General features: G+C 58.7%; 19 protein-coding genes. 18 read left to right on the forward strand and 1 reads right to left on the reverse strand.

Annotation, left to right across the window (positions count from 1 at the left end):
* Positions 1-19 precede the first annotated feature (19 nt).
* The 17 genes from parC (at position 20) to trmD (ending at position 19,771) form a co-directional block, all read left to right on the forward strand.
* On the forward strand, positions 20-2,326 hold the full coding sequence (gene parC / locus LKR43_RS03055) for a DNA topoisomerase IV subunit A (RefSeq protein WP_227682380.1): 2,307 nt from the start codon (positions 20-22) through the stop codon (positions 2,324-2,326).
* Between the two features lie 47 nt (positions 2,327-2,373).
* Positions 2,374-3,408: a CDP-6-deoxy-delta-3,4-glucoseen reductase gene (locus LKR43_RS03060; protein ID WP_227682381.1), complete on the forward strand. Its 1,035-nt coding sequence runs from the start codon at positions 2,374-2,376 to the stop codon at positions 3,406-3,408.
* A gap of 66 nt (positions 3,409-3,474) precedes the next feature.
* The gene (locus LKR43_RS03065; protein ID WP_227682382.1) at positions 3,475-4,728 is read left to right on the forward strand and encodes a D-amino acid dehydrogenase; all 1,254 of its coding nucleotides are present in this window, start codon (positions 3,475-3,477) and stop codon (positions 4,726-4,728) included.
* 6 nt (positions 4,729-4,734) lie between these two features.
* A complete protein-coding gene (locus LKR43_RS03070; RefSeq protein WP_227682383.1) occupies positions 4,735-6,057 on the forward strand; it encodes an extracellular solute-binding protein in 1,323 nt (440 codons plus the stop codon).
* Between the two features lie 237 nt (positions 6,058-6,294).
* A complete protein-coding gene (locus tag LKR43_RS03075) occupies positions 6,295-7,062 on the forward strand; it encodes a TcpQ domain-containing protein (protein WP_227682384.1) in 768 nt (255 codons plus the stop codon).
* Entirely contained in the window at positions 7,059-8,654 is a 1,596-nt protein-coding gene (locus tag LKR43_RS03080; RefSeq protein ID WP_227682385.1) for a hypothetical protein, read from the forward strand. The genes LKR43_RS03075 and LKR43_RS03080 overlap by 4 nt, the downstream gene beginning before the upstream one ends.
* Positions 8,655-8,715: 61 nt before the next feature.
* Positions 8,716-10,029, forward strand: coding sequence for a type 4b pilus protein PilO2 (gene pilO2, locus LKR43_RS03085; protein ID WP_227682386.1), 1,314 nt, complete (start codon positions 8,716-8,718; stop codon positions 10,027-10,029).
* Positions 9,947-10,399, forward strand: a complete 453-nt coding sequence (locus LKR43_RS03090) for a hypothetical protein (RefSeq protein WP_227682387.1) — start codon at positions 9,947-9,949, stop codon at positions 10,397-10,399. The genes pilO2 and LKR43_RS03090 overlap by 83 nt, the downstream gene beginning before the upstream one ends.
* Entirely contained in the window at positions 10,399-12,111 is a 1,713-nt protein-coding gene (locus LKR43_RS03095; protein WP_227682388.1) for an ATPase, T2SS/T4P/T4SS family, read from the forward strand. The genes LKR43_RS03090 and LKR43_RS03095 overlap by 1 nt, the downstream gene beginning before the upstream one ends.
* Complete coding sequence (locus LKR43_RS03100; protein WP_227682389.1) at positions 12,108-13,244, forward strand: general secretion pathway protein; 1,137 nt, start codon at positions 12,108-12,110, stop codon at positions 13,242-13,244. The genes LKR43_RS03095 and LKR43_RS03100 overlap by 4 nt, the downstream gene beginning before the upstream one ends.
* Positions 13,245-13,272: 28 nt before the next feature.
* Positions 13,273-13,833, forward strand: a complete 561-nt coding sequence (locus LKR43_RS03105) for a type 4 pilus major pilin (protein ID WP_227682390.1) — start codon at positions 13,273-13,275, stop codon at positions 13,831-13,833.
* 3 nt (positions 13,834-13,836) lie between these two features.
* Positions 13,837-14,901, forward strand: coding sequence for a hypothetical protein (locus tag LKR43_RS03110; RefSeq protein ID WP_227682391.1), 1,065 nt, complete (start codon positions 13,837-13,839; stop codon positions 14,899-14,901).
* A 43-nt stretch (positions 14,902-14,944) separates the two neighbouring features.
* Positions 14,945-17,566 carry an alanine--tRNA ligase gene (gene alaS / locus LKR43_RS03115; RefSeq protein ID WP_227682392.1) on the forward strand — a complete coding sequence of 874 codons (2,622 nt, stop codon included), beginning with the start codon at positions 14,945-14,947 and terminating at the stop codon, positions 17,564-17,566.
* Between the two features lie 42 nt (positions 17,567-17,608).
* Complete coding sequence (locus LKR43_RS03120) at positions 17,609-17,866, forward strand: sulfurtransferase TusA family protein (RefSeq protein ID WP_227682393.1); 258 nt, start codon at positions 17,609-17,611, stop codon at positions 17,864-17,866.
* A 167-nt stretch (positions 17,867-18,033) separates the two neighbouring features.
* Entirely contained in the window at positions 18,034-18,288 is a 255-nt protein-coding gene (gene rpsP / locus LKR43_RS03125) for a 30S ribosomal protein S16 (RefSeq protein ID WP_227682394.1), read from the forward strand.
* Between the two features lie 89 nt (positions 18,289-18,377).
* Positions 18,378-18,983, forward strand: coding sequence for a ribosome maturation factor RimM (gene rimM / locus LKR43_RS03130; RefSeq protein WP_227682395.1), 606 nt, complete (start codon positions 18,378-18,380; stop codon positions 18,981-18,983).
* 11 nt (positions 18,984-18,994) lie between these two features.
* Entirely contained in the window at positions 18,995-19,771 is a 777-nt protein-coding gene (gene trmD / locus LKR43_RS03135; protein WP_227682396.1) for a tRNA (guanosine(37)-N1)-methyltransferase TrmD, read from the forward strand.
* A gap of 709 nt (positions 19,772-20,480) precedes the next feature.
* Here the strand turns inward: trmD and LKR43_RS03140 are convergent.
* Positions 20,481-23,333: a valine--tRNA ligase gene (locus LKR43_RS03140; protein ID WP_227682397.1), complete on the reverse strand. Its 2,853-nt coding sequence runs from the start codon at positions 23,331-23,333 to the stop codon at positions 20,481-20,483.
* A 257-nt stretch (positions 23,334-23,590) separates the two neighbouring features.
* Between LKR43_RS03140 and ndk the strand changes: the two genes are divergently transcribed.
* Positions 23,591-24,016 carry a nucleoside-diphosphate kinase gene (ndk, locus tag LKR43_RS03145; RefSeq protein WP_227682398.1) on the forward strand — a complete coding sequence of 142 codons (426 nt, stop codon included), beginning with the start codon at positions 23,591-23,593 and terminating at the stop codon, positions 24,014-24,016.
* Positions 24,017-24,049: the final 33 nt, after the last annotated feature.

Below are 24,049 nucleotides of genomic sequence, written 5' to 3' on the forward strand. Positions count from 1 at the left end.
ACCGATACTGAGATAGAAGATGGATAGTACACAAGCAGGCCTGTTCGATAGCAACGATGGTGGTGAAGAAGGCATTACGCTGGCCAATTATGCCGAGCAGGCTTATCTGGACTACGCCGTATCCGTGGTGCGCGGGCGTGCCTTGCCCGATGTCTCCGATGGGCAAAAGCCCGTGCAACGGCGCATTCTTTATGCCATGCAGGCCATGGGACTGGGGCCCGGGGCCAAGCCGGTCAAGTCTGCCCGTGTCGTTGGCGACGTACTGGGCAAGTATCACCCGCATGGCGATCAGGCCGCCTACGACGCAATGGTGCGGATGGCCCAGGACTTCGTCCTGCGTTATCCCTTGATCGACGGGCACGGAAACTTTGGCTCACGTGATGGCGACAATGCTGCCGCCATGCGCTATACCGAAGCGCGCCTGACGCCTTTTGCCCGTGTATTGCTCGATGAGCTCGACGAAGGCACGGTTGATTTTGCTGCCAATTACGATGGCAGCCAGAAGGAACCGGTGCTGCTTCCGGCCCGCTTGCCGGTGATGTTGCTGAATGGCGCATCGGGCATTGCCGTAGGCATGGCAACCGAAATTCCTTCCCACAACCTGCGCGAGGTCGCCAGCGCATGCGTCGCGATGATACGCAATCCCAAACTGCCCGACGAAGAGCTGTATGCCATGATACCGGGCCCCGATTTTGCCGGTGGAGGCCAGATCATATCGCCGGCGTCCGATATCGCCGCCATCTATGCGGGCGGGCGTGGGTCGATCAAGGCCAGGGCGCGCTGGCAGTTTGAAGAGCTGGCCCGTGGCCAGTGGCAATTGGTAGTCCACGAGTTGCCGCCGGGCACCTCTGCACAAAAAGTCCTTGAGGAAATCGAAGACAGAACCAATCCCAAGGTCAAGGCAGGCAAGAAAAGCCTGACCGCCGAGCAGCAGCAGACCAAGGCATTGATGCTGGGCATGCTGGACGCAGTGCGCGATGAGTCAGGCAAGGATGCTGCCGTACGGCTGGTTTTCGAACCCAAGACCAGCCGGATAAGTCGGGATGAGTTCGTGACCATGCTCCTGGCACAAACCAGTATGGAAGGCAGTGTTTCGTTCAACCTGGTATGCATAGGCACTGATGGCCGGCCAGGACAGCGTTCCCTGCGCCAGGTGCTGGCCGAGTGGCTGAGCTTCCGTACGCAGACCATGACGCGTCGCACGCAGTTCCGGCTGGATAAGGTGACCGACCGCATCCACGTGCTGGAAGGCCGGATGGTGGTCTATTTGAACGTGGATGAGGTCATCCAGACTATCCGGGAGTCGGACGAACCGCGCGCCGCATTGATGCAGCGCTTCGATCTGAGCGAACGGCAGGCGGAAGACATCCTGGAAATGCGTCTGCGTCAGTTGGCGCGCCTTGAGGGATTCCGCATAGAAAAGGAACTGGCCGCACAGCGCGATGAGCAGGCAGCCTTGCATGAACTGCTGAACAATCCCAGCGCGTTCAAGCGACTGATGATCAAGGAAATAGAGGCCGACGCCAAACAGTATGGCGATGACCGGCGTACCCTGATCGAGGTTGCCGAGAGGGCAGTGCTGGAAAACCGTGTGGTCGAAGAGCCCGTCACGGTGATCATTTCCCAGAAAGGATGGTTGCGCTCACGGCAGGGCCATGGTCATGACGCCTCCCAGTTCAATTTCAAGGCCGGCGATGCCCTGTACGACGCCATCGAGTGCCGGAGCACTGATGAACTGGTAGCGTTCTCGAATACGGGTCGGGTGTATACCGTGGCCGTATCCAGTCTGCCGTCGGCTCGCGGCGACGGGCAACCCGTGACGTCGATGATGGAAATCGAGCATGGCACCCGCATTACGCATATGATTGCTGGTGTGGCGCAGCAACGCTATGTCATCGGAACCAAGGCCGGTTATGGATTCATCACCACGCTGAAAGACCTGACAACGCGTCAGCGCGCCGGCAAGCAGTTCGTTACTCTCGATGATGACGATGTCCTGCTCAAGCCCTTGCGCTTGCGTGATGGCGATCATCACCTTGCCATGCTCAGCAAGAAAGGCCGCTTCCTGGTCGTTGAGATGGTCGAGCTCAAGCGCCTGTCGGGTGGCGGGCGAGGAACCATACTGATGGGGCTCGACGCGGGCGATGTCCTGGCGCAGTGGGTGCCGGTTGGCGACAACGGCATTCAGGCCGCAGGCATATACCGAAATCGCGAAATCATCGAGAGCCTCGATTTGTCCGCCCTCGATCAATACATGGGCAAGCGGGCCCGCAAAGGCAAAATGCTGGCCGTAAAAGCCAGGCAGCCGCAGCTTTTGCCCGCTTAGTTAAAATTGAGGGCATTGTTGATTAATTTTCTTCTTGTGCAGGCCTTATGAGTTTTAAAGTATCGGTTCAACCCAGCAATCATGAGTTCACGGTCGAAGACGGGCAGACCGTACTGGATGCCGCCCTGGCTGCGGGCATCGTACTGCCTTACAGTTGCCGCAACGGCGCCTGCTCGACCTGCAAAGGCAAGGTGGTGCAGGGCTCTTACGATGCAGGTTCTTGCCCCGAGCAAATCCTGGCGCCCGAGGAACTCGAGAACGGCTATACCCTGTTCTGCCAGGCGCGTCCTACCTCCGACCTGGTGATCGAGGCCCATGAAATCCGCATGGCCAGCGACATCCAGATACGCAAGATGCCTTCGCGAGTCATGGAACTTGAGCAAGTTGCCTCCGACGTCATGGTCGTCAAGCTGCAACTGCCCACTGCCGATCCTTTTCGGTATTACGCGGGGCAGTATATTGAGTTCATTCTGAAAGATGGCAAGCGGCGCAGCTATTCCATGGCTACACCGCCGACCGAAAGCAATCTGATCGAGCTGCATATCCGGCATACGCCCGGCGGCCTGTTTACCGACCACGTATTCGGCACGGGCGATACAAAAATGAAGCAGCGTGAAATCCTGCGTGTCGAAGGGCCGTTCGGATCCTTCTTCCTGCGCGACGACAGCGACAAACCGCTGGTGTTTCTGGCCAGTGGCACCGGCTTCGCACCGCTCAAGGCCATTATCGAGCGCATGATCCAGGAGGGCGTCAGTCGCCCGGCCGTCCTTTACTGGGGGGGACGCCGGCCTGCCGATCTGTACATGCAAGCGCTGGCAAAGCAGTGGGAGCAGTCCCTGCCTGGTTTTCGCTTCATCCCCGTCATCTCCGAGGCGCAGCCCGAAGATGGCTGGACGGGACGCACCGGGCTGGTGCACCAGGCGGTCATGCACGACATTCCCGATCTGTCGGGTTATCAGGTCTATGCCTGCGGTGCGCCCATCATGGTTGACAGCGCGCGTAAGGATTTCACGCAACATCATGGCTTGCCCGAAGAGGAATTCTTTGCGGACGCCTTCACGACCGAGGCGGACGCTGCCTGAACAGGCTTACAGGCCTGAACGAATCTTGCAGCGTGGGTCGCCCGGTCAGTGACCAAGGAGACATCATTGAAAATTGCGGTACTGGGTAGCGGAATAATTGGAGTATCTACGGCCTGGTGGCTGAGTCAGGCAGGCCACGATGTGCTTGTCATTGATCGCGAAAGCGGACCGGCACAGGCCACAAGCAGGGCTAACGGAGGGCAGATCTCGGTTTCCTATTCCGAGCCCTGGGCCAGCCCGCAGACGCCGCTCAGGTTGCTGCGCTGGCTATGCCAGGACAACGCCCCCATGTTATTCAGGCCGCAATTCGATCTTCGACAGTGGTGGTGGGGCCTGCAGTTTCTGCGCGAGTGCATGCCTGGCCGTCTGGCGCCCAATATACGCGCCATGGTCGCTATGGCCGAGTACAGCCGCAATACCCTGCAGGTCATGCGCCGCGAACTGAGTATCGAATACAACCATCTGGAACGCGGGATTCTGAATTTCTATCGCGATCCGGCAGAATTCGAGCATTCGCAAAAAATGGCAGACGTCATGCGTGATTTCGGTGTTGACCGTCGCATCGTCAGCCCCGATGAAATCATACAGATCGAGCCGGCATTGGGATCCATACGCCACGCGATTATCGGCGGCGACTATACCGCAGAGGACGAGTCCGGCGATGTTTACCTGTTCACGTCCGCGCTGGCTGAGCGGGCCCGGCAGGCTGGTGTGGAATTTCGTTACGATACGCAAGTAAGCCGCCTGTTGTCGGCGGGCGGGCAGATACAGGGCGTTGAAATTATCAACTCGGAAGGCCTGTACGAGACCGTCCAGGCCGAGGCCTATGTGGCTGCGCTGGGCGTGTTTACGCCGGAGCTGGTCACCCCGCTGGGCGTACCCTGCAATGTGTATCCTGCCAAAGGTTATTCCGCCACCTTCAATATTATCGATCCCGATTCGGCGCCCAGCGTGAGTCTGACCGACAGTGCTCATAAAGTCGTGTATTCGCGCCTTGGCAATCAGTTGCGCATGGCGGGAACAGCCGAGTTGTCGGGGTATTCCAGGGCGTTGCGTACAAGTCGTTGCCAAAATATGACGCGGCTTGCTCGTGAGTTGTTTCCAACAGCGCTTGAATTTGATAACGTACGCTACTGGTCCGGACTACGGCCGTCAACACCGTCAAATGTTCCACTTATCGGCAGAACTAAAATCCAGAATCTGTATCTAAATACTGGTCATGGGTCGTTAGGTTGGACCATGGGCGCCGGCTCCGGGCGCGCGCTGGCCGATTTGATCTCCGGTCGCAAGCCAGAACCCGATTTTCCTTTTCTAGGGTAAACCCTTATGAATTTCTCCTGGTTGTTTGACGCCCCACGGTCGGGGCGCAAGGTTGTATGCCTGAGCGTTGGCGCCATGTTGCTGTCTCCACTGGCTGCTGCTGCGGCTACGGATGTTGTGCTCTGGCATTCCCTTAGCCCCTACAACAAAGAGGTCTTTGAAGACCTGGTCAAAGATTTCAACAAAGAACAAAAAGACGTCAAGGTCAAGCTCAAGGCCTTTGATAGCGAAGAGCAAATAGAGGCGGCCTTGGTCGCAGCGAAAAAGCGTGAAGATCGCCCACAGCTGGTCCAGCTCGATGACGACCGCGCACCCGAAGATGTGGCGCGTCGCTCGTATATCCAGCCGCTGAATACCATGCTGGCCAAACACCCCATCAAGAACGCCAATTGGTTCCTGTCGGACAAAAACACCTTTGCCCGTGACAACAAGGGCAGGCTGCTGGCCTTTCCTTACATGGTTGATATTCCCGTCATGTTCTACAACATTGACGCCTTCAATAAAGCCAATATCAAGCCGGCGGTACCCCAGCGCGATTGGGCTGCACTTCAAGGTCAGCTGGTGACCATGGCAAACAACGGATCGCGCCGCTGTCCGCTCACCAGTGATCAGCCTGTTTCAGTCAATCTGGAAAATCTGGCAGCCGTCAATAATCAGCTGTATACCAGCAACAGCAACGGCCTGCAGGGCAAGGGCAAACCGGCCTTTGCCTTCGACGTGCTTTACATACGTCATTTGTCCATGATGATCAGCTGGGTCAAATCCGAGCTTATGGTCAAGCCCGAGTTCAACAGCAACGCCACCAAACGCTTTGCAGCAAGCGAATGTGCCGTGCTGCTGTCGACATCAAGCAATATCGGCTGGTTCAACGACAGCCGCAAGCTGGATTTTTCACTGACTGGCCTGCCGTACTATCCGGCAGTTACCTCCAGGCCGGGCAGCGCGTTCGTGGGCGGGTCGGCTTTGTGGGTCACTTCGGGGCATTCCAAAGAAAGCGATGCATCTACCGCGGCTTTCCTGGGGTGGCTGGCACAGCCCAAGCAGGCCGCGCAGTGGTACCAGAAAACCGGCTTCCTGCCGCTCACCGAGCAGGCGTTCGAGCTGACCGACAAGAATTACTACAAGAAACTGGGTGATTGGCGCGAGTTGGTGGCGGCCTATCAGAAGAACCCCAGTGCGAATGGCCGTGGTTTCCGTATCGATAACTATCCCCAGATCCGGGCCATGTTCCACGACACGCTGGAGAAAGCCCTTAATGGCAACCAGCCTGCACCGACTGCCCTGAAGGCAGCTGTGGCTCAAGCCAGCAAGATGATGGCCCAAAAGTAAAAGGCCGTACAGGCTATCCCCGGTCGCACGGGGTGGACAAGCAGGCAGCACGTAATAACCAGCGTGCATGCATGGGAAGTAAAAAGCCAGACAATTGTTTTTGCTTGGCTTTTTTGTTTTTGATGCCGCGATAAAAGTTTCTATTCGTACAAGTCAGTCTGGCGGGCAGGGGGGTGTGGACACAAGATAGGCAGCAACGCCAAGTGTGGCGTCGACTTTCCTTTCGGTGCGTCCATCATGGTTAAATTACTTGCTGCTTGTCTTGTACCGGTATTGCTGCCTGCCTGCGCGGCTGTACCGGAATGGTTTCCTGCTGCGCTGTTTGCACCCGCCACGAATTCACCTCATGGGCCGTTGGGTCAGTACAGCTTTGACTGGCAGTTGTCGGGCGACCGCGAGGTTGCGCCACTGCAGATCTTCGATGACGGCCGCCGTACGTGGTTGCAGTTCGCGCCACAACAGCCAGTACCGGCTATTTTCGAGTCTAGCGCCAACGGCACGCGCCCCTTGTCGTATACGCGTGAAGGCCCATACATCGTTTTGCCCGGTATCTGGCCTGAACTGATGTTTCGTGGCGGCAATCTTCAAAGCCTGGCGAACCGTGGCAAGCCAAAAGACGCACTGGCCACATCGCCCGCAACAGCGGTTCCTGTCACAGATATTGCGGTGCCTGATGTGGCGATGGCACTTCCCGTTGAGGTCCCGCCCGAATCACTGTACGACGTCAGCCCGCACGACCAGACTTTGCGTGCGACCCTGGCCCGGTGGGCAGTCAAGGCAGGCTGGACGTTCCAGCCCGAGCACTGGATGCCTGATGTCGATATTCCCATCGTCGGGTCTGCCAGCTTCGCCATGCCATTCAAGCAAGCGGTTCAAGAACTCGTCGCATCGACCGAGCTGGCAGATCGGCCACTGCAACCTTGTTTTTATTCCAACCGTGTCTTGCGCGTGGTGCCTTTTGCACAATCGTGCGACCGCACGGCCGGTCCCTCGAGTGTGTCATGAAACGGCTGGTTCGACTTGTCATGATGCTGATGTGCGGCCTTGCATTGTCCGCTTGTGCGCTTGGCGAACGGGTCAGGCAGATTACCGCAAGCGTTGTTCAGGCCAAGTCGTCTGCACAAGATAGTCATGATCAATTCATGCATGTCACGCAGGGCCGGCAGGCGCGCCTGTCGGCCCAGGAAGTCGACCGGCCCTGGTTGGTCGGCCGCGCCCGCCCTCTGGCACGTGAAGTCACCTTGCCGCCGGCATTGCGGGCCAACATCAATACCACCCTGATGTTTGCCCATGGTCCGTTGGATCTTTCCGCTATTGCACAGCGCATCACCATGGCCACTGATATTCCTGTGTACATAAGTCCTGATGCGCTCCTGCCTCTTGAAAATTTCCTGCCACGTCTGGGTCACGCCGGGCCGTCAGGCGGGCACTTCAAGGCGCCGGCGATGGTTGCACTTGACGGTACCGCAGAGCCGCTGGCACGCATTCTTGACCGTATCGCGGCGCGGCTGGGTGTTATGTGGCGTTACCACCAGGAACGCATCGAATTCTATCGCACCGAAACCCGCGTATTCAACGTCAGGGCACTTGCACTGAATGCCAGCGCCCAGGCCTCGCTGGGTCTGAGCGGCAGCAACGACAATGAGGCAGGTTTTGTCAGTACCTCGCGCACAAGTCTTGACAGCGGTCAGCACGATGTCCTGTCGGTCATCAGGGCACGGATCGAGCCTTTTCTTTCCCGGTCCGGCTTGCTGGTCGCCGAGCCAGGCGCAAGCGCTTCCGTTGTTGTCACCGATACGCCGGAAGTCCTGCGGCGTATTGCTTCCTACCTCGAACAAGAAAATCGCGCCATGACACGCCGTGTCCGGCTGATTTTCGAGGAACTGACCGTCGCCATGCACGACAACGCCGAAGTCGGGCTGGACTGGAATCTGCTGTTTGCCAGCACGCGGCTGGGCGCGGCCATGAGCATGGCTGGGGCCGGAATGACCGACTCCGGCCTGATCAGCCTTGGCTTGAACGAAGGTCCCTTCCAGGGCTCGGAAGCCATCGTCAAGGCCCTGGGTGAAGTAGGGCAGGTGGTCCGGCGCAGCAGCGTGCCCGTGCTCACACTGAACCGGCGTCCTGTTACCCATGCTGTACGCACCACGTTTTCCTATATCGATAAAGTCCAGACCACAGCCTTGGGCGACGCGGTGGGCCTGGCCTTGCCGTCGGTTTCGGTCAGCCAGCGTGAAGAAACCGTCGGATCGTTGCTGACGCTGGTGCCAGACGCCCAGGAAGACGGTCAGATCCTCCTCTCGGTTGCTTACGACAACACCGTAGCGCAACCGCTGAAATCAGTTGTCTTTGGTGACAAAGACAATCCTTTGCAGCTGCAACAGATAACCATAGATGGAAACGGTACCGTGCAGCAGGTCGTACTGCAGCCGGGCCAGCCGTTGCTCATTTCCGGATTCGATCGGTCGCAGGAAGAGACCGAAGGCAGGCGGCTTAATCCCGGCATGCCGCTGGCACTGGGCGGTAGCGAGCGCGCAACGCGCCAGAGCCTCATGACGCTCATGGTTGTTACGGCACAGGTCGAAGAGGGATTCTGATATGTCGTTGCACACAGAACCTTTAATCCTTCCAATGTCTGATGGCGCGCTGGTATTTGGCATGAACTGGATCCCGCTGATGGGTGATCAGCCCGCCGGTGCGGCACTGAAGCTTGCGCGCAAGCACAAGGCCACCCATGCTGTGCTGCCTTTAACCGCGTTGGGTGCGGTGGGCCTGGTGTCGCTCAGAAGGCGCATGCCCGACAAGGGCACCACGTTGTACTCCGCAGCGCAGAACATGGCGCAGCTTTTCCCATCCGGATCACTTGCATTCCTGATCGAACTTCCGCAGGCAGGATACTGGCTGCTGGCATTGCATGAAGGTGTCGTGGTTGCACGTACCGATCAGATATACCATTCGCCCGCTGATGCTGATGAGGTCATCGGCAGCCTGCGCCTGGCCTATCCGCAAATTCAGGTGCTGGCTGATCCGGCGGCCGATGGCTTGCCTACGCAGGCGGCCCTGGAAGCGGCCAGCTCCACGCCTAGTCAGCTGCATCCTTTGCGGCGGTGGCAGGCCGTGCTGCCCTGGCCGGTGCAGGCGTTTGTGCTGGTCCTGGTTCTGGTGCTGCTGCTCCCACGAGCCTGGCATGTATTTGCGGGCGCGCATGCCTCGGTTGCCGAACCTGCACCGCCAGACCCGCTGCACGCATGGCGCCAGGCGGTTAGCGCATCGGCCGGCCAGCGGCAGGTGCATGGCAGCCAGGGCACACGAATTTTGCTTGAGTCCTTGCATGATCTGCCGGGGGCGCTGGGCGGTTGGGTCTTGCGCCAGGCCGTATGCACGGCCCAGGGCCTGCACTGGCAATGCAACGCCGAGTACGAACGCCAACATGTTCAAGCCAGCAACGAATCGTTTCTTGCAGTCGTTCCGTCCGAATGGGTGGTCGAGTTCACGTCACTGGATCGTGTGGCAGGGCGGTGGCAACTGCACGCTCACAGCCAGGCGCTGTCGCACCTGAGCCTGCCTTCCAGCAATCAGAATGAACGCCATCTGCTCAGCAGCCTGCAAGGTATGCGGCCGGCCTTTGCCCGGATGCAAATCGGCCTGCCCCAGCCTGTTCCGCTGGCTATCCCGACCGATGCGCACGACAGGCCATTGCCCAGGCCCAAAGAGCTGGCGGTTTACCAGACCAGATCCGTGCACATCAATGGTCCATTGCGCTCGGCCAGTCTGCTTGCGTCCGGCACCATGCCGGTGGCCTGGCACAAGGCGACGCTGAATGTCGCCCAGACGGGGCAAGCCGGCTTGAACAGCAGCACATTGAATTTATCTCTCCAGGGGCTGATCTATGAAACCGATAGGGAAATGGCTGGTGGGCCTGATGCTGATCGCTGCACCCGGCCTGATTCAGGGAGCTGTGTCCGGCCATGAAGATCTGGCCAGCCAGCAAATGTCCGTGCGCGAACTGATGCGCCTGGATACTGCACTGGCACTAGAGCAGGCCAGGGCACGCCTGCGCCAGCAAAAAAGCGGCCACGCCATGGCCGACAACAGTTCGATTGCGCACAGCGGGCCGCTCAAGCTGGTGGCTATATACGGGGTGGGCAAAAAACTGCTGGCTGAGGTGGTGGTGGGTCATCGCAGGCATGTATACATGCGGGGTCAAGCCTGGGCGGTCGGTATGAAAGACAGTCCTTCGGCCTATCGCCTGCGAGGTATATCCGCGTCTTGTGTTCATCTTGAACGCAATGACGAACAGCATACCTTGTGCCTGCACCCCGGCCTGGAAGGTGATCGCTGATGAATGCCTTGCTGTCCTTGTGGCGTCGGCCGGTGCGCCAGGCGGCATTGCCCGGCAAGTTGATGCGTTTCGATTCGGCTGCGGCAGGAACCCTTTCCACGGCTGACGATCTCGCCAGCATGCGTCCGGCATTTGTCCGCTCCCTTAGTCGCCAGTTTGATGTAGAGCTGCTTGCTGCAAGGCTCAGCCCTGTACTGCTTGAAGATGAGTCCGTTGCCATTTTTTCGCTTGCCGAGCATGTGGGCAGCGATCAGGCAGATGAGCTTGAGCGTCGAGTGCTGGCCTCGGGATACCGTCAGTCGGATCCGCCCCGCTATATCCTGGCCGCACCCTTGCTGCTTGCGGTCGCCCGCAACCAGATCACGCCCCGGTCACTGGCCAGCAACCCAACGCTGCGGGTTGCGCAATCCCGAACTGCGCTGGCAGAGGCCTTCCAGGACCTGCTCGAGTGGGGGCTACGGCACAGTGCCAGTGACATTCATCTCAACGTTCATCTGAACGAGCCCGAATCCGAAGTGAAGTACACCGTCTCAGGGCGTTACCTGGCGCCTGACAGATTCCGGCGCATGCCTACCTCGACTCTGGTTGACATGCTGTCGGTCGCCTGGATGGATATCCGCGGTGGCAATGGTGCGGTATTTGATCCCCATATCGAGCAGCAGGGCAGTCTGGTCAAGCAGGTTGACGGCCAGAGCCTGTTGCTGCGCTGGGCGTCGCTGGCTGCCGATGATGGCCCCAGCATATGCCTGCGATTGTTGCGACGTGATGCCGGAGCCGGTCTGCCGGGGCTCCAGGAGCTGGGCTATCTGGCGGACCAGATTGCATTGCTTGACCGGGTCATGCTGTCAGAGGGTGGGGTGGTGGTGATGGCCGGGACGGTGGGGTCAGGCAAGTCCACCAGCCTTGCTTCCCTGATCTCGCGTCTGCCTGCCCACAGAAAGATCATCACGCTTGAAGAGCCGGTCGAATACCTGATCCCGGCCGCCATACAGAATTCGGTGGCCAGAAACCTGAACAGCGCTGCACATCAGAGCTATGCGTCCAAGCTACGGGCACTCAAGCGCTCGGCCATGACCGATGTTCTGCTTGGTGAAATCCGTGATGTGGAAACCGGCCAGGCGTTCATGGATCTGGCCGGATCCGGTGTTAATGTCTATACAACTATTCACGCGCCGTCGGCTGCGCATATCCCGCTAAGGCTGGCCTCCGACTTCATAGGTGTATCGGCCGATTTTCTGGCCACTCCCGGCATCCTCAAGCTTCTGGTCTTTCAGGCCTTGCTGCCTGTGCTGTGCCAGCAATGTGCGTTGCCGGTCAGTTGCCTGCCAGATCAGGACAGGCATCCGGGTAATCATTTTCACAGCCGGCACGACTGGAACGTCTGGCTGGATCTGGTGCGTGAACTTTATGGCTGCGGGGGCGAGTCCTGGCGCATACGCAACCCCGACGGCTGCAGCGCATGTCGCAAGGAAAGGCTGCCCGATCTGAACGGATATGCCGGACGAACCGTGGTGGCGGAAATTATCGAGCCTCCCGGTGGTCTGCACCAGCAACGTTCGGCCATGGATTGCGCCATGCACAAGGCCGGGTCGGGTCTGATAGATCTGCGCGATATCGAAATCCGTTTCCATGCCTTCGAAACCCAGCAAGCTCGCCGTGCACTACATCAGAACAATGCTGAGCCCGCTACGCGCCTGAGGATGGTGACATGAATCACGGCAACGCCGGAACGCTGGCTTCCATGCGATGGCTGCTGTCCTTGCAGCACCGTATAGATTGCTACCGCTTCACGGCCGTGCGTGCCGATTATTACGACTATCTGGCTGCCCTGCTGCAAGGCATGCACGGCGTACGCACGCTCAAAGATGTCTTTGAGCTTGATGCGCGCCGGTATGGGCCAGGCTCGGTCAGGGGGCGGTTGTCGCGTCGCTGGGCGCAGGCCTACCAGCTGGCTGGCGGCGATCTGTACTCGACCTGGCTGGGCAGCTTTCCTTCAGGCGAGTTGAGTTTATTGCGGGCTGCCCAGGCTTCCGGCAGTGCCGCCTTGTTGCGCGCGCTGGGCGAGCTTTCCGGCGCATTGCGCCTGGCTGACCAGGCCAGGCATATCCTTACCTCCACACTCTGGACGGCCGTGGTGGCCTTGTTGCTGCTTTTTCTGATGTTGCTGGCGGTGCCCGGATTTACCTTGCCCAGCCTGCTCACAACCTTCGAGGCAGTGCCGGCCGAATACTACGGTCGTCTGACGCGGCTGTTGCTGGGCTTTGCCGATGCCGTGCGTACACACTGGATGTTCATGGCTGCACTGTTTCTCGGAATTATCTGCCTGGCATTGTGGTCGTTGCCCAATTCCGCAGGCAGCTTGCGGCACTGGCTGGATCGCCACGCCTTCTGGCGCTTGTATCGCTATATCCATGCCTTGCGCTTCCTGAGCACGCTGGCCATATTGCTCTCGCGCGATGAGGTCGGCTCCACGCAATTGCGGGCGGCGCTGTCTCTGCAGAAGCCGGGAGCCAGCCGCTGGCTGACCAGCTATATAGATCTCATGCTCGATCGTATCGACGCCGGTGTGGCCGGCGCCGCATCTTTCGATGTGGGGCTGCTTGATCGTACTCACTTCTGGTTTCTGGCCGACATGGTCATGGCGCGCGGCTTGTATACCGGGCTCGTGCTGGGCACTGAGCGCCTGCGCGGACACGTTCTTGGCGCCACTGCCCGGCAGGCAGCTGTGTTGCGCTGGGGCTTGCTGCTGGGCTGTCTGGCAGGCCTGATGGGCCTGGGCCTGTGGCATTACGCCGTCATCGACGAACTGCGTCGTTCACTCATGCTTTTTTATGCCAGCCAATAAAGGCCGGCTTATTTCTCAAGGAGCTGTCATGTCTGTCGTCAATACTGCCCAACACGGATTCTCGCTCATCGAGGTTTCCATCGTTACCGCCATTGTCCTGCTGCTGGCCATCATAGGTGTACCTGCTATCGGTGGGTATGTCGTTGAAAACAAGGTTCCGAAGGTCGGCGAAGAGCTTGCCAGGTTCATATTGCAGACCAAGGTCAATGCGCCCAATGGATCGAGCACGCCCTACGAGGGTATAGACACTTCAAGCCTGGCGCGTATGGTGCACGATTCCAGCATTTTTACGGTCTCGGGTACCGGGGCTACTGCCAAAGTGCATCATGGCATGGGTACAGGCGGAGAAGTCACCGTTGCCGAAGCAGAGGCCGGCGCGGCGTTCACTATAACGCTGTCCAAAGTCCATGATGCCGCGTGTCCATCCATTGCTTCAGTACTTCAGCGCGTGTCGGACACCATCACAGTTGCGGCTGCAAGTCAGTCGGCAACCGTGGTTAAGGATGCGACTACGCAGTACAGCGCCCTGGCCGCCGAGTCGTATTGTGCTGCCGGTGCAGTCAATACCTTCGTGTTTACGGCCAGCTAAGGCATGTTGGCCGGGTCATGCAGCTTTGCCGTGGGCAGGAAGCGGCAATGCGGGATAGTCCTGCTGCAGCTGGTCGTGGCCGTGTTGCTTGCCGCGCTGCTGGCCGGGTGGGGTACGCAAACCCTGGTCAATAAAATGAACGATGCAAGTGCGCAGGCTCACGCCGCATGGATGCTGTCGCTAAGGAAAGCAGTTCTCAGCTATGTGGAAGTACACGGGCAGGCGCTCTTGCAGGCGGAACACGAAGGGGCACTTAGCGACCAGGGCTATGCCAATTGGTCTGAGCCCCGGATCGCCGAGCTCAAGGCCGCCGGACTGTTGTCTCCCGGGTTTCCCGAGAGCGTCCGGCAGGGCGGGAGCGCTACCGTGCGTTTGCTGCGCCGTGGTGTCTGCCCCGGCGAGGACTGCCGTCTCGAGGCCTTCATGCACAGTGAATTGCCTTTTCTGAAAAAGTACACGGGCGTTGTCGACGAGCAAATGGTGGCGCAGTGGCTGATGGCCAGCCAGGGCTGGGGCGGATGGGTAGACGGCATGCGTCCGACTGTTGTGCGCGGTGCTGCTTTCGAGTACCCCAACCCTCCCTGGGCTGGTGCACCCTTGCCACCGGGTACAGTGGTTATGGCACTTGGCAGCGAGTATCTGCATCAGCCGGGTTTTCTGCGTGTTCGTGACACGCGCGATCCTGACTTTCAGGCAGACGCTACGGTGCAGGGCACCATACAAACGGGCGCTGATTTGCGTGTGCAGCGCTATTTGTACCTGAACACCCCGGCCGAAACGGGTGAGCCCTGCGAGGTTGAGGGCGCCATCAGTCGCGAAGCACAGGCAGGCCTGCTTTTTTGCCAGGATCAGCTGTGGCGTTCGTTCGCGGGCGGCAGCGCCCGCAGCCTTGGCGGATTCTCGACCAATCAATGGAGAGGATGCCAGAACAGCCTGGGCACTTCGACGGCCAATCCGGTCACAGGCAGTTGCTCTTGTCCTCCTTTCACGCGGCCGGTGCAGATTTCCGACAGTGGCCCCCATGATTACCCCGAGGGGCGTACCTTGGGGTTTTTGTGTGTGGATTAGTGTTTATAATGCTTGGTTACCTATCAATACGTGCTTTTCTGCAATGAAAACCTCCGAAATACGTCAGAAGTTCCTGTCTTTCTTCGAGTCCAAGGGACACCAGATTGTGCCGTCATCATCATTGGTTCCCGGCAACGATCCGACCTTGCTGTTTACCAATTCGGGCATGGTCCAGTTCAAGGACGTATTCACCGGCAAAGAGAACCGGCCCTACAGTCGCGCCACCAGTTCACAGCGCTGTGTACGCGCCGGCGGCAAACATAACGACCTCGAGAACGTGGGCTATACCGCAAGGCATCACACCTTCTTCGAGATGCTGGGCAACTTCAGCTTTGGCGACTACTTCAAGCGCGAGGCCATTCAGAACGCCTGGGAATTGCTGACCACGGTCTATAAGCTTCCCGCAGAAAAGCTTTGGGTTACGGTGTACCAGGAAGACGACGAGGCCTATGATATCTGGGCCAAGGAAATAGGCGTGCCGGCCGAGCGTATCGTCCGCATCGGCGACAACAAAGGCGCCCGTTACGCTTCGGATAATTTCTGGCAGATGGCCGATACGGGTCCTTGTGGCCCTTGCTCCGAAATCTTCTATGATCACGGCCCCGAGATCTGGGGAGGGCCTCCCGGTTCGCCCGAAGAAGACGGCGATCGCTACATCGAAGTATGGAATCTGGTTTTCATGCAATTCGAGCGCGATGCCGCAGGCAATATGCCTTTGCTGCCCAAGCCCTGCGTTGATACCGGCATGGGCCTGGAACGCATAGCAGCGGTGCTGCAGCATGTGCATTCCAATTACGAAATCGACCTCTTTCAGGCCTTGATCAAGGCCGCTGCGCGCGAAACCGACGTTACCGACCTGGACAACAATTCGCTCAAGGTGATTGCCGATCATATCCGCGCCTGCAGCTTCCTGATTGTTGATGGTGTTATCCCCAGCAATGAAGGCCGTGGCTACGTGCTGCGCCGTATTGTGCGTCGCGCGCTGCGTCATGGGCACAAACTGGGCCAGTCGGGTACCTTCTTTCATCGCCTGGTCAAGGACCTGGTCGCCGAAATGGGTCCTGCCTATCCCGAGCTGGTTGCCCAGCAGTCACGGGTCGAGCAAGTGCTCAAGCAAGAAGAAGAGCGCTTCAGCGAAACGCTGGAAAATGGCATGAAGATTCTGGATGCCGCGCTAGCCGCCATTCCCGAAAAAGGCATGCTCGATGGCCAGACACTCTTTACCCTGTACGATACCTATGGCTTCCCGGTAGACCTGACAGCCGATATCTGTCGCGAGCGTGATGTGCAGGTCGACATGGACGGCTTTGAAGTCGCAATGAACCATCAGCGTGAACAGGCGCGCGCCGCGGGCAAGTTCAAGGCCGTCGAAGGCCTGAGCTACAGCGGGGTCGAAACCCGTTTCGATGGCTACGATCATCTGCAAGGGCAGGGCACGATTACCGCGCTGTACGTCGACGGCACGCAAGTCGATTCAGTATCGGCGGGGCAGCAGGCCATCGTCGTGCTCGATTCCACCCCGTTCTACGCCGAATCAGGCGGCCAGGTGGGCGATGCCGGCATTCTGCAAGCTGCTGCGGCACGCTTTGCGGTTGCAGATACCCAGAAAATCCAACCGGCCGTCTTTGGTCATCATGGTGAAGTGCTTGAAGGAGTACTGGCCGTTGGTGACATCCTCGATGCCCAGGTCGATACCGTGCGCCGGGCGCGTACGGTGCGCAACCATTCCGCCACTCACCTTATGCACAAGGCCTTGCGCCAGGTGCTGGGTGCTCATGTCCAGCAGCGCGGTTCGCTGGTTGATGCCGACAAAACCCGTTTCGACTTTGCGCACGACGCACCCATGACGGCAGAGCAGATCGCCCAGGTCGAGCGCATAGTCAATTCCGAGGTGCTCGACAATCACGCGACCACTGCTCAGCTTATGTCTTATGACGATGCCGTGGCAGGGGGCGCGATGGCGCTGTTTGGCGAAAAATACGGTGATACCGTTCGTGTGCTTGATATCGGCTTTTCACGCGAACTGTGCGGCGGCACCCACGTGGCGCGCACGGGCGACATCGGTCTGTTCAAGATTGTTTCCGAAGGTGGTGTGGCGGCCGGCGTGCGCCGCGTCGAAGCCATCACGGGTGACAATGCGGTGGCATGGGTTCAGCAAACCAACGATACGCTGCTACGGGCCGCTGGACTGCTCAAGACCCAGCCTGCCGAATTGGTCGAGCGCATTACGCTCATGCAGAACCAGGCCAAGGTCCTGGAACGCGATCTGGATCGTCTGAAAAGCAAGCTGGCGGCTTCGGCCGGCAATGATCTGGCCAGTCAGGCCGTTGCCCTGCCCGGCGATGCCAAACTGCTGGTGGCCAGTCTTGCCGGGGTTGATCCCAAGGCTTTGCGCGGCATGATCGATCAGCTCAAAGACAAACTCAAGTCTGCGGTCGTGTTGCTGGCAGCCGTAGCCGATGAAAAGATCAGTCTTGCCGCTGGCGTTACCGGCGATCTGGCCGGGAAGGTCAAGGCGGGTGATCTCGTTGGCATGGTTGCCACGCAGGTGGGTGGCAAGGGCGGTGGCCGACCTGATATGGCCATGGGTGGCGGTACTGATGTCGATGCATTGGCCGGTGCCATAGCCAGCGTGGATGCCTGGGTGCGCGAGCGCCTGGGCTAGTTTTAAGCCGGCCCGGCGGGCCGGCATTCATGGAAGCCTGTCATGACGGACGCTAACAATGCCTTGCCCGAAGCCGATCTCGAAGTTGATGCATCGGGCCTGAAATGTCCCTTGCCCATTCTTCGTGCCAAGAAGGCCTTGGCTCAGATCGAGGGCGGGCAGCTTCTCAAGGTGATTACCACCGATACGCATGCGATCAAGGATTTCCAGGCTTTTGCCAGGCAAACCGGCAATACCCTGGAGGTTCAGATCGAAACAGATACCGGCGCCGTGCATTATTTACGCCGACGTGCTGCCTAGACGCCTGGCGGTCGCTGCGGCACCCAGTTGTTGCAACGAAGTGTCATGTGGAATTGGTTTGTTGCTTTTTAATTGTATATTTAAGGGTTCAGGACTATTTGGTTTGCGAAGGCAGGCCAAAAAGTGCTAGAATCTTTTGTTTTTCACAGTATTTTCAAAGGATTACCATGGTTGTGATTCGTCTAGCCCGTGGCGGCTCGAAGAAGCGTCCGTTTTACAACGTTGTAGCAGCCGACTCGCGTAATCGCCGCGACGGTCGTTTTATTGAGCGCGTAGGCTTTTACAACCCAGTAGCCAACGAAGGCCAGGAAAACCTGCGTCTTGCTCTTGACCGCGTTCAGTACTGGACTGAAAACGGCGCGCAATTGTCGCCTGCCGTGGCTCGCCTCGTTAAAGAATTCTCGGCTAAAGCCGCTGCCTGATAGCGCTGTTCGTTGCGGCTGGCCAGCAGGTCCTGCGGTCACAGGCTGCGACAACGGTTGCTGTCCATAAATTAATGAGCACGTCCACGATGCTGCCATCCAAAACGCCAGCAGATCTCGTGGAGCTCGGCCGTATCGTATCGGCCTATGGCGTGCGCGGCTGGATCAAGGTTCAGCCCCATGCTTCAAACAGTCAGGTTTTGCTCGCAGCAAAAACCTGGTGGCTCAAAGCGCCCGCGCCTAAAGAAGGCCTGGGCGCTTTGCCGTTGGCGGCCGCCGCGCAAGTGGTGGCCAGCCGGCCCCATGGTTCGACAGTGGTGGCCCAGCTGGAATCGGTTACCGACCGGGACGTGGCCGAAGCCATGAAAGGGCATACGGTGTGGGTCCCGCGCACTGATTTTCCGCCTGCCGATGACGATGAGTACTATTGGGTAGACCTCATAGGCTGTCGTTTGTTCGGTGAGCGCGATGGCGCCTCCCGGCTTATCGGCCAGGTGGTTGACGTCCTCGATAACGGCGCGCATGCGGTGTTAAAGGTTGCCCGTGCAGAGCTGTCTGCCGAAGACGAGCTGGTGTTTCTGCAAACTGCGAAGGGCAAGCCCCTCGAGGTATTGGTTCCATTTGTAGCCGCACATGTCCATACGGTCGATCTGGACGCTCGGCGTCTGGACAGTAACTGGCCGGTGGAACTCTAAGAGGCGCAGACATGCGTTTTGACGTGGTTTCGCTTTTCCCCGACATGTTTTCGGTGGTCCGTGATATGGGCGTCACCGGGCGTGCTCACAAGCAGGGGCGTTGGTCTCTGGGCTTGTGGAATCCGCGCGAATTTACGCATGATGTTCACCGTACTGTGGATGACCGGCCTTATGGCGGTGGTCCGGGGATGGTGATGATGGCGGAGCCCCTCGAGCAGGCCGTTCAGGCGGCAAAGGCTGACCGGGGTGCCGGCGGCGGGCTGCCCGTGATTCTGATGAGTCCGGTGGGCCGCCGTTTTGATCAGGCGATGGCACAACAGCTGGCATCGGGGCAGGGCGCGGTGCTGGTGTGCGGACGTTATGAAGGGGTAGACCAACGTTTTGTCGAGCGCTGTGTGACGCACGAGGTTTCTATCGGGGACTTTGTGATGTCGGGCGGCGAGGTCGCTGCGCTGGCGATTATGGACAGTGTGCTGCGTTTATTGCCTGGTGTGCTGAATGATGCGGAGTCTGCCCGGCAGGATTCGTTTAACGAGGCTTTGACGGGTTTGCTTGATAGTCCGCATTACACGCGGCCGGAGCAATATCATGGCGTGTCTGTGCCGGCTGAGTTGTTGTCGGGTCATCATGCGAATATTGCGGTCTGGCGGCGTCGTCAGTCGCTGGCTTTGACGGCGCAACGCCGTCCGGATCTTATTGCTGCCGCCCGGGCGGCGGGGTTGTTGTCGAAGGCTGACGAGAAGTTTTTGGCGGAACTTGAGGGTGCTGCGCGGCAGGCTTCGGCATAGATTGCCGGGCCTCCCGACGAGGTTTATTACTTAAGAAAGCCATGCGTATCAGGGGCCGTTCCGGCTTCACGCGCTACGTCCCTGGCGTTGCTACGCCAGGGATGCCCGATTTCTGGCTTGATGGCGAGGCGGCTGCGGAACTCGCCCGGTCGGGCCAATGGCCCGACACCCGTCGGGCTCAAACAACCGCAGCCTTGCCTCCTCGCCATCAAGCCATAAACCGGCGTGCGCGAGGCGCCTCCACAGCCCCTGATACGCATGGCTTTTTATGTAATGGCGTGTTGGGAGGCCCGGTGGTCGCAGCGATTATGCATGTTGCTATTGCCTTTATGGCGCTTGGCATAAGTGATTCGCGACGTGGATCGCTTCCAGGCAGATGCAGCGCTCTGTGCCTGCCGGCGCTCCAATCATCGGGCGCAGGCTCTTATGCCTTGCGCTGTCCTGTGTGGATGGGGCTAAGCCGGCGTTTAGGCGCGCGCCGCGGGCTGACGAAGGGAATGCGGGGGATGTCGTCGGGCACTGTTTGACTGAGCGCAGCGAAGGAGTTTGCCCGACGCCCGCATGGACGAGGCAGACGCGGGAGAAGCGCGCCGTGCCGGTGTGCCTCATCCACACAGGACAGCGCCATAAGAAACCTGAAGCCGCTGTCACTACTGAGACGAGGCACAAACCTGAGGCCGCGCAGCACCGATGCCGCGCGGCGTCCGTCTTATCCCAGTTTGGCCAGTTGCTCCTGCACCTTGGCCAGCGTTTCCCCGAACTGCGCTAGCCGGTTCTTTTCCTGTTCGACGACGGCGGCGGGTGCGCGTTCGACAAAGCTGGCGTTGGACAGCTTGCCGTTCGCCTTGTTTATCTCGTTCTGCAGGCGTTCAACTTCCTTGCCCAGCCGCAGCCGCTCGGCGTCCACATCGATCTCGACGTGCAGCATCAGACGGCTTGCGCCGACGATCTGTACCGGTGCGCCCACGTCTGGCAATTGCTCCACGATCTCAACGCCTTCCAGCTTGGCCAGGGCGGTCAGATACATACCGTTGGCCTGCAGGACTTCACGCTGGCCCTGGGCGATGAGTGGCACGCGTTGAGCCGGTGACAGATTCATTTCGCCGCGCAAGGCGCGCACGGCCTCTACCTGGGCCTTGAGTTCTGCCACCTGGGCTTCTGCCTGCTCATTGAGCAGACTCATGTCGGCGACGGGATAGGGTTGCACGCAGATACTGGTGTCCTCGTCGGCCTGGCGCTTGCCGGCCACGACCGATACTTTTTGCCAGAGCTCTTCCGTAATGAACGGAATCACGGGGTGTGCCAGGCGCAACACCACTTCGAGCACACGTATCAAGGTGCGGCGTGTGCCCAATTGCGTGGCAGGGGTGCCGTGCTGAATCTGAACCTTGGCGAGTTCAACGTACCAGTCGCAATACTCATTCCAGACAAACTGGTAAAGGGAGTTGGCGATATTGTCGAAACGATAGTCGGCGAAGCCGCGTTCGATGTCGGATTCCAGGCGCTGCAACTGGCTGATGATCCAGTGGTCGGCAAAAGACAGCTCGGGCGTGATGCTGTTGTCGTCCAGCGCGTGGCCTTCGGTGTTCATCAGCACAAAGCGTGTCGCATTCCACAGTTTGTTGCAGAAATTGCGATAGCCTTCGCAGCGCTTCAGGTCAAAGTTGATATTGCGTCCCAGGGTCGCGTAGGCGGCCATGGTAAAGCGCAGGGCATCTGTGCCATAGGCGGGGAAGCCGTTGGGATAGTCTTTGCTGGTTTTCTTCCTGATGCTGGCGGCCTGTTTGGGATTCATCAGCCCGCTGCTGCGCTTCTCAAGCAGATCCTCAAGCGATATGCCGTCAATAAGATCCACGGGGTCTATGGTATTCCCCTTGGATTTGCTCATTTTCTTGCCGTCCATATCGCAGACCAGGCCGTGGACGTAGACGGTTTCAAAGGGAACCTTGCCCGTCATGTGCATGCTCATCATGACCATGCGGGCGACCCAGAAGAAGATGATGTCAAAGCCCGTAACCAGCACGCTCGATGGCAGGTAGCGGTCAAGGTCGGGCGTTTGCTCGGGCCATCCCAGGTCGGTAAACGGCACCAGTGCAGAGGAGAACCAGGTGTCGAGTACATCGGGGTCACGCGTCAACGGCCCTGTGACACCGGCGGCATCGGCCTGCTGGCGTGCCTGGACTTCGTCGCGCGCTACGAAGATCCGTCCGTCCTCAGAATACCAGGCGGGTATCTGATGGCCCCACCAGAGCTGGCGTGAAATACACCAGTCCTGGATCTTTTCCAGCCATTGGTTGTAGGTGGTTGTCCAGTTTTCGGGGTAGAACTTGATGCGGCCGTCGGCCACGACTTCGAGGGCGACATCTGTAATGCTTTTGCCCGGGTGCAGTGTGTCGGCGGGTGCCGGCTTGCTCATGGCCACGAACCATTGGTCCGTAAGCATGGGTTCGATCACCGTGTTGGTGCGGTCGCCGCGCGGAACCATGAGTTTATGTGGTTTGACGGCCTGCAGCGCATCGAGTGCGGTCAGGTCTTCCACTATGCGCTTGCGTGCTTCAAAACGGTCCAGGCCATGATAGGCGGCGGGCGCATCATCGCTGATTTTTGCGTCCAGCGTCAGGATGCTGATCGTTTCCAGGTTGTGTCGCTGGCCGACCGCGTAGTCATTGAAGTCGTGTGCGGGAGTGACCTTGACGACACCGGTGCCGAATTCACGGTCGACATAGTCGTCAGCAATAATGGGAATTTGACGGCCCACCAGCGGCAGTTCGACGGTGGCACCAATCAGGTGCGCGTAGCGCTCATCTTCGGGGTGGACCATGACTGCGACGTCGCCGAGCATGGTTTCGGGGCGCGTGGTAGCCACCACCAAATGGGTCAGGCCTTCTGCGGGTTTGGTTAACGGGTAGCGTATTTCCCACATAAAGCCGTCTTCTTCCTCGCTGACGACCTCCAGGTCGGATACGGCCGTGCCGAGTACCGGATCCCAGTTCACCAGTCGCTTGCCGCGATAGATCAGCCCTTGCTCATGCAGTCGAACGAAAGTTTCGACGACGCCGCGCGACAGGTTGTCGTCCATGGTGAAGTACTCGCGCTCCCAGTCGCACGAAGAGCCCAGCCGGCGGAACTGTTCGGTGATTGCGTTGCCTGACTTGTGTTTCCACTCCCAGACCTTCTCCACGAACTTTTCGCGACCCAGGTCATGGCGTGAAACGTTCCGGGCATCAAGCTGACGCTCAACCACGATCTGCGTGGCAATGCCGGCGTGATCGGTGCCCGGAATGAATACGGTGTCGTCACCGCGCATGCGATGGTAGCGAACCAGCCCGTCCATGACGGTCTGATTGAAAGCGTGCCCCATGTGCAGTGTGCCTGTAACATTGGGGGGAGGGAACTGAATGGCGAACGGTTTGCTTAGTTCAGGGTTGGCCGGTGTTACGTGCCGGCCCCCGGTAAAATAACCTTTGCGTTCCCATTGCGCATACCAATGCGACTCAATTTGCTGTGGTTCAAAGCTTTTGGCGAGCTGATCGCTATCGTTCTGGCTGGGATTTGTGGTCATGGCGTAAGGAAGAATACAGGCTGCCGCAACAGGGCAAAAGTCTGACTATATCTGAATCCAGCACTGTATGCGGGGCGCCCGGCAGCATGTTAAAATGCCCGGTTAACATAAACTTTAGCAAAGTTATTGTTTTTATTAAAGATTTTTGGTCTCGCCTGGTTTTCAGACACATTTCGGCCTGACAATGGCAGCCAGCTTTTCTTTAGAAGTTTTGTTTCCGCTTTTAAACCACCCATATATTTTTGTTTGGACCTCACATGGCTATTGAACGCACTCTTTCCATTATCAAACCCGATGCAGTCGCCAAGAACGTTATCGGCCAGATCGTTGCCCGCTTCGAAAAAGCAAACCTGAAGGTTGTGGCTGCTCGTCTGCAACAGCTGTCACGCGACGAAGCCGAGCGTTTCTATGCCGTTCACAAAGAGCGTCCTTTCTACAAGGATCTGGTTGATTTCATGGTTTCCGGTCCTGTATTCGTGCAGGTTCTGGAAGGCGAGAACGCTATCCAGACCAACCGTGACCTGATGGGCGCCACCGACCCCAAGAAGGCCGAGGCAGGCACCATTCGCGCTGATTTCGCCGACAGCATCGACGCCAATGCCGTTCACGGTTCCGACGCTCCCGAAACAGCAGCCGTAGAAATTGCTTTCTTCTTCCCCGAAAGCAACATTCACAGCCGATAAGCTGTTATCAGTACTATTCACCGCGCCAGTATC

Source organism: Pusillimonas sp. MFBS29, assembly GCF_020687695.1.
GTDB lineage: Bacteria > Pseudomonadota > Gammaproteobacteria > Burkholderiales > Burkholderiaceae_B > Pusillimonas_C.

Coding starts and splice junctions, on each gene's coding strand:
- LKR43_RS03090 (WP_227682387.1), top strand. CDS start 9,947: ATGAAACCGATAGGGAAATGGCTGGTGGGCCTGATGCTGATCGCTGCA.
- parC (WP_227682380.1), top strand. CDS start 20: ATGGATAGTACACAAGCAGGCCTGTTCGATAGCAACGATGGTGGTGAA.
- trmD (WP_227682396.1), top strand. CDS start 18,995: ATGCGTTTTGACGTGGTTTCGCTTTTCCCCGACATGTTTTCGGTGGTC.
- LKR43_RS03140 (WP_227682397.1), bottom strand. CDS start 23,333: ATGACCACAAATCCCAGCCAGAACGATAGCGATCAGCTCGCCAAAAGC.
- LKR43_RS03080 (WP_227682385.1), top strand. CDS start 7,059: ATGAAACGGCTGGTTCGACTTGTCATGATGCTGATGTGCGGCCTTGCA.
- LKR43_RS03095 (WP_227682388.1), top strand. CDS start 10,399: ATGAATGCCTTGCTGTCCTTGTGGCGTCGGCCGGTGCGCCAGGCGGCA.
- rpsP (WP_227682394.1), top strand. CDS start 18,034: ATGGTTGTGATTCGTCTAGCCCGTGGCGGCTCGAAGAAGCGTCCGTTT.
- LKR43_RS03110 (WP_227682391.1), top strand. CDS start 13,837: ATGTTGGCCGGGTCATGCAGCTTTGCCGTGGGCAGGAAGCGGCAATGC.
- LKR43_RS03060 (WP_227682381.1), top strand. CDS start 2,374: ATGAGTTTTAAAGTATCGGTTCAACCCAGCAATCATGAGTTCACGGTC.
- alaS (WP_227682392.1), top strand. CDS start 14,945: ATGAAAACCTCCGAAATACGTCAGAAGTTCCTGTCTTTCTTCGAGTCC.
- LKR43_RS03100 (WP_227682389.1), top strand. CDS start 12,108: ATGAATCACGGCAACGCCGGAACGCTGGCTTCCATGCGATGGCTGCTG.
- pilO2 (WP_227682386.1), top strand. CDS start 8,716: ATGAACTGGATCCCGCTGATGGGTGATCAGCCCGCCGGTGCGGCACTG.
- LKR43_RS03075 (WP_227682384.1), top strand. CDS start 6,295: ATGGTTAAATTACTTGCTGCTTGTCTTGTACCGGTATTGCTGCCTGCC.
- rimM (WP_227682395.1), top strand. CDS start 18,378: ATGCTGCCATCCAAAACGCCAGCAGATCTCGTGGAGCTCGGCCGTATC.
- LKR43_RS03070 (WP_227682383.1), top strand. CDS start 4,735: ATGAATTTCTCCTGGTTGTTTGACGCCCCACGGTCGGGGCGCAAGGTT.
- ndk (WP_227682398.1), top strand. CDS start 23,591: ATGGCTATTGAACGCACTCTTTCCATTATCAAACCCGATGCAGTCGCC.
- LKR43_RS03105 (WP_227682390.1), top strand. CDS start 13,273: ATGTCTGTCGTCAATACTGCCCAACACGGATTCTCGCTCATCGAGGTT.
- LKR43_RS03120 (WP_227682393.1), top strand. CDS start 17,609: ATGACGGACGCTAACAATGCCTTGCCCGAAGCCGATCTCGAAGTTGAT.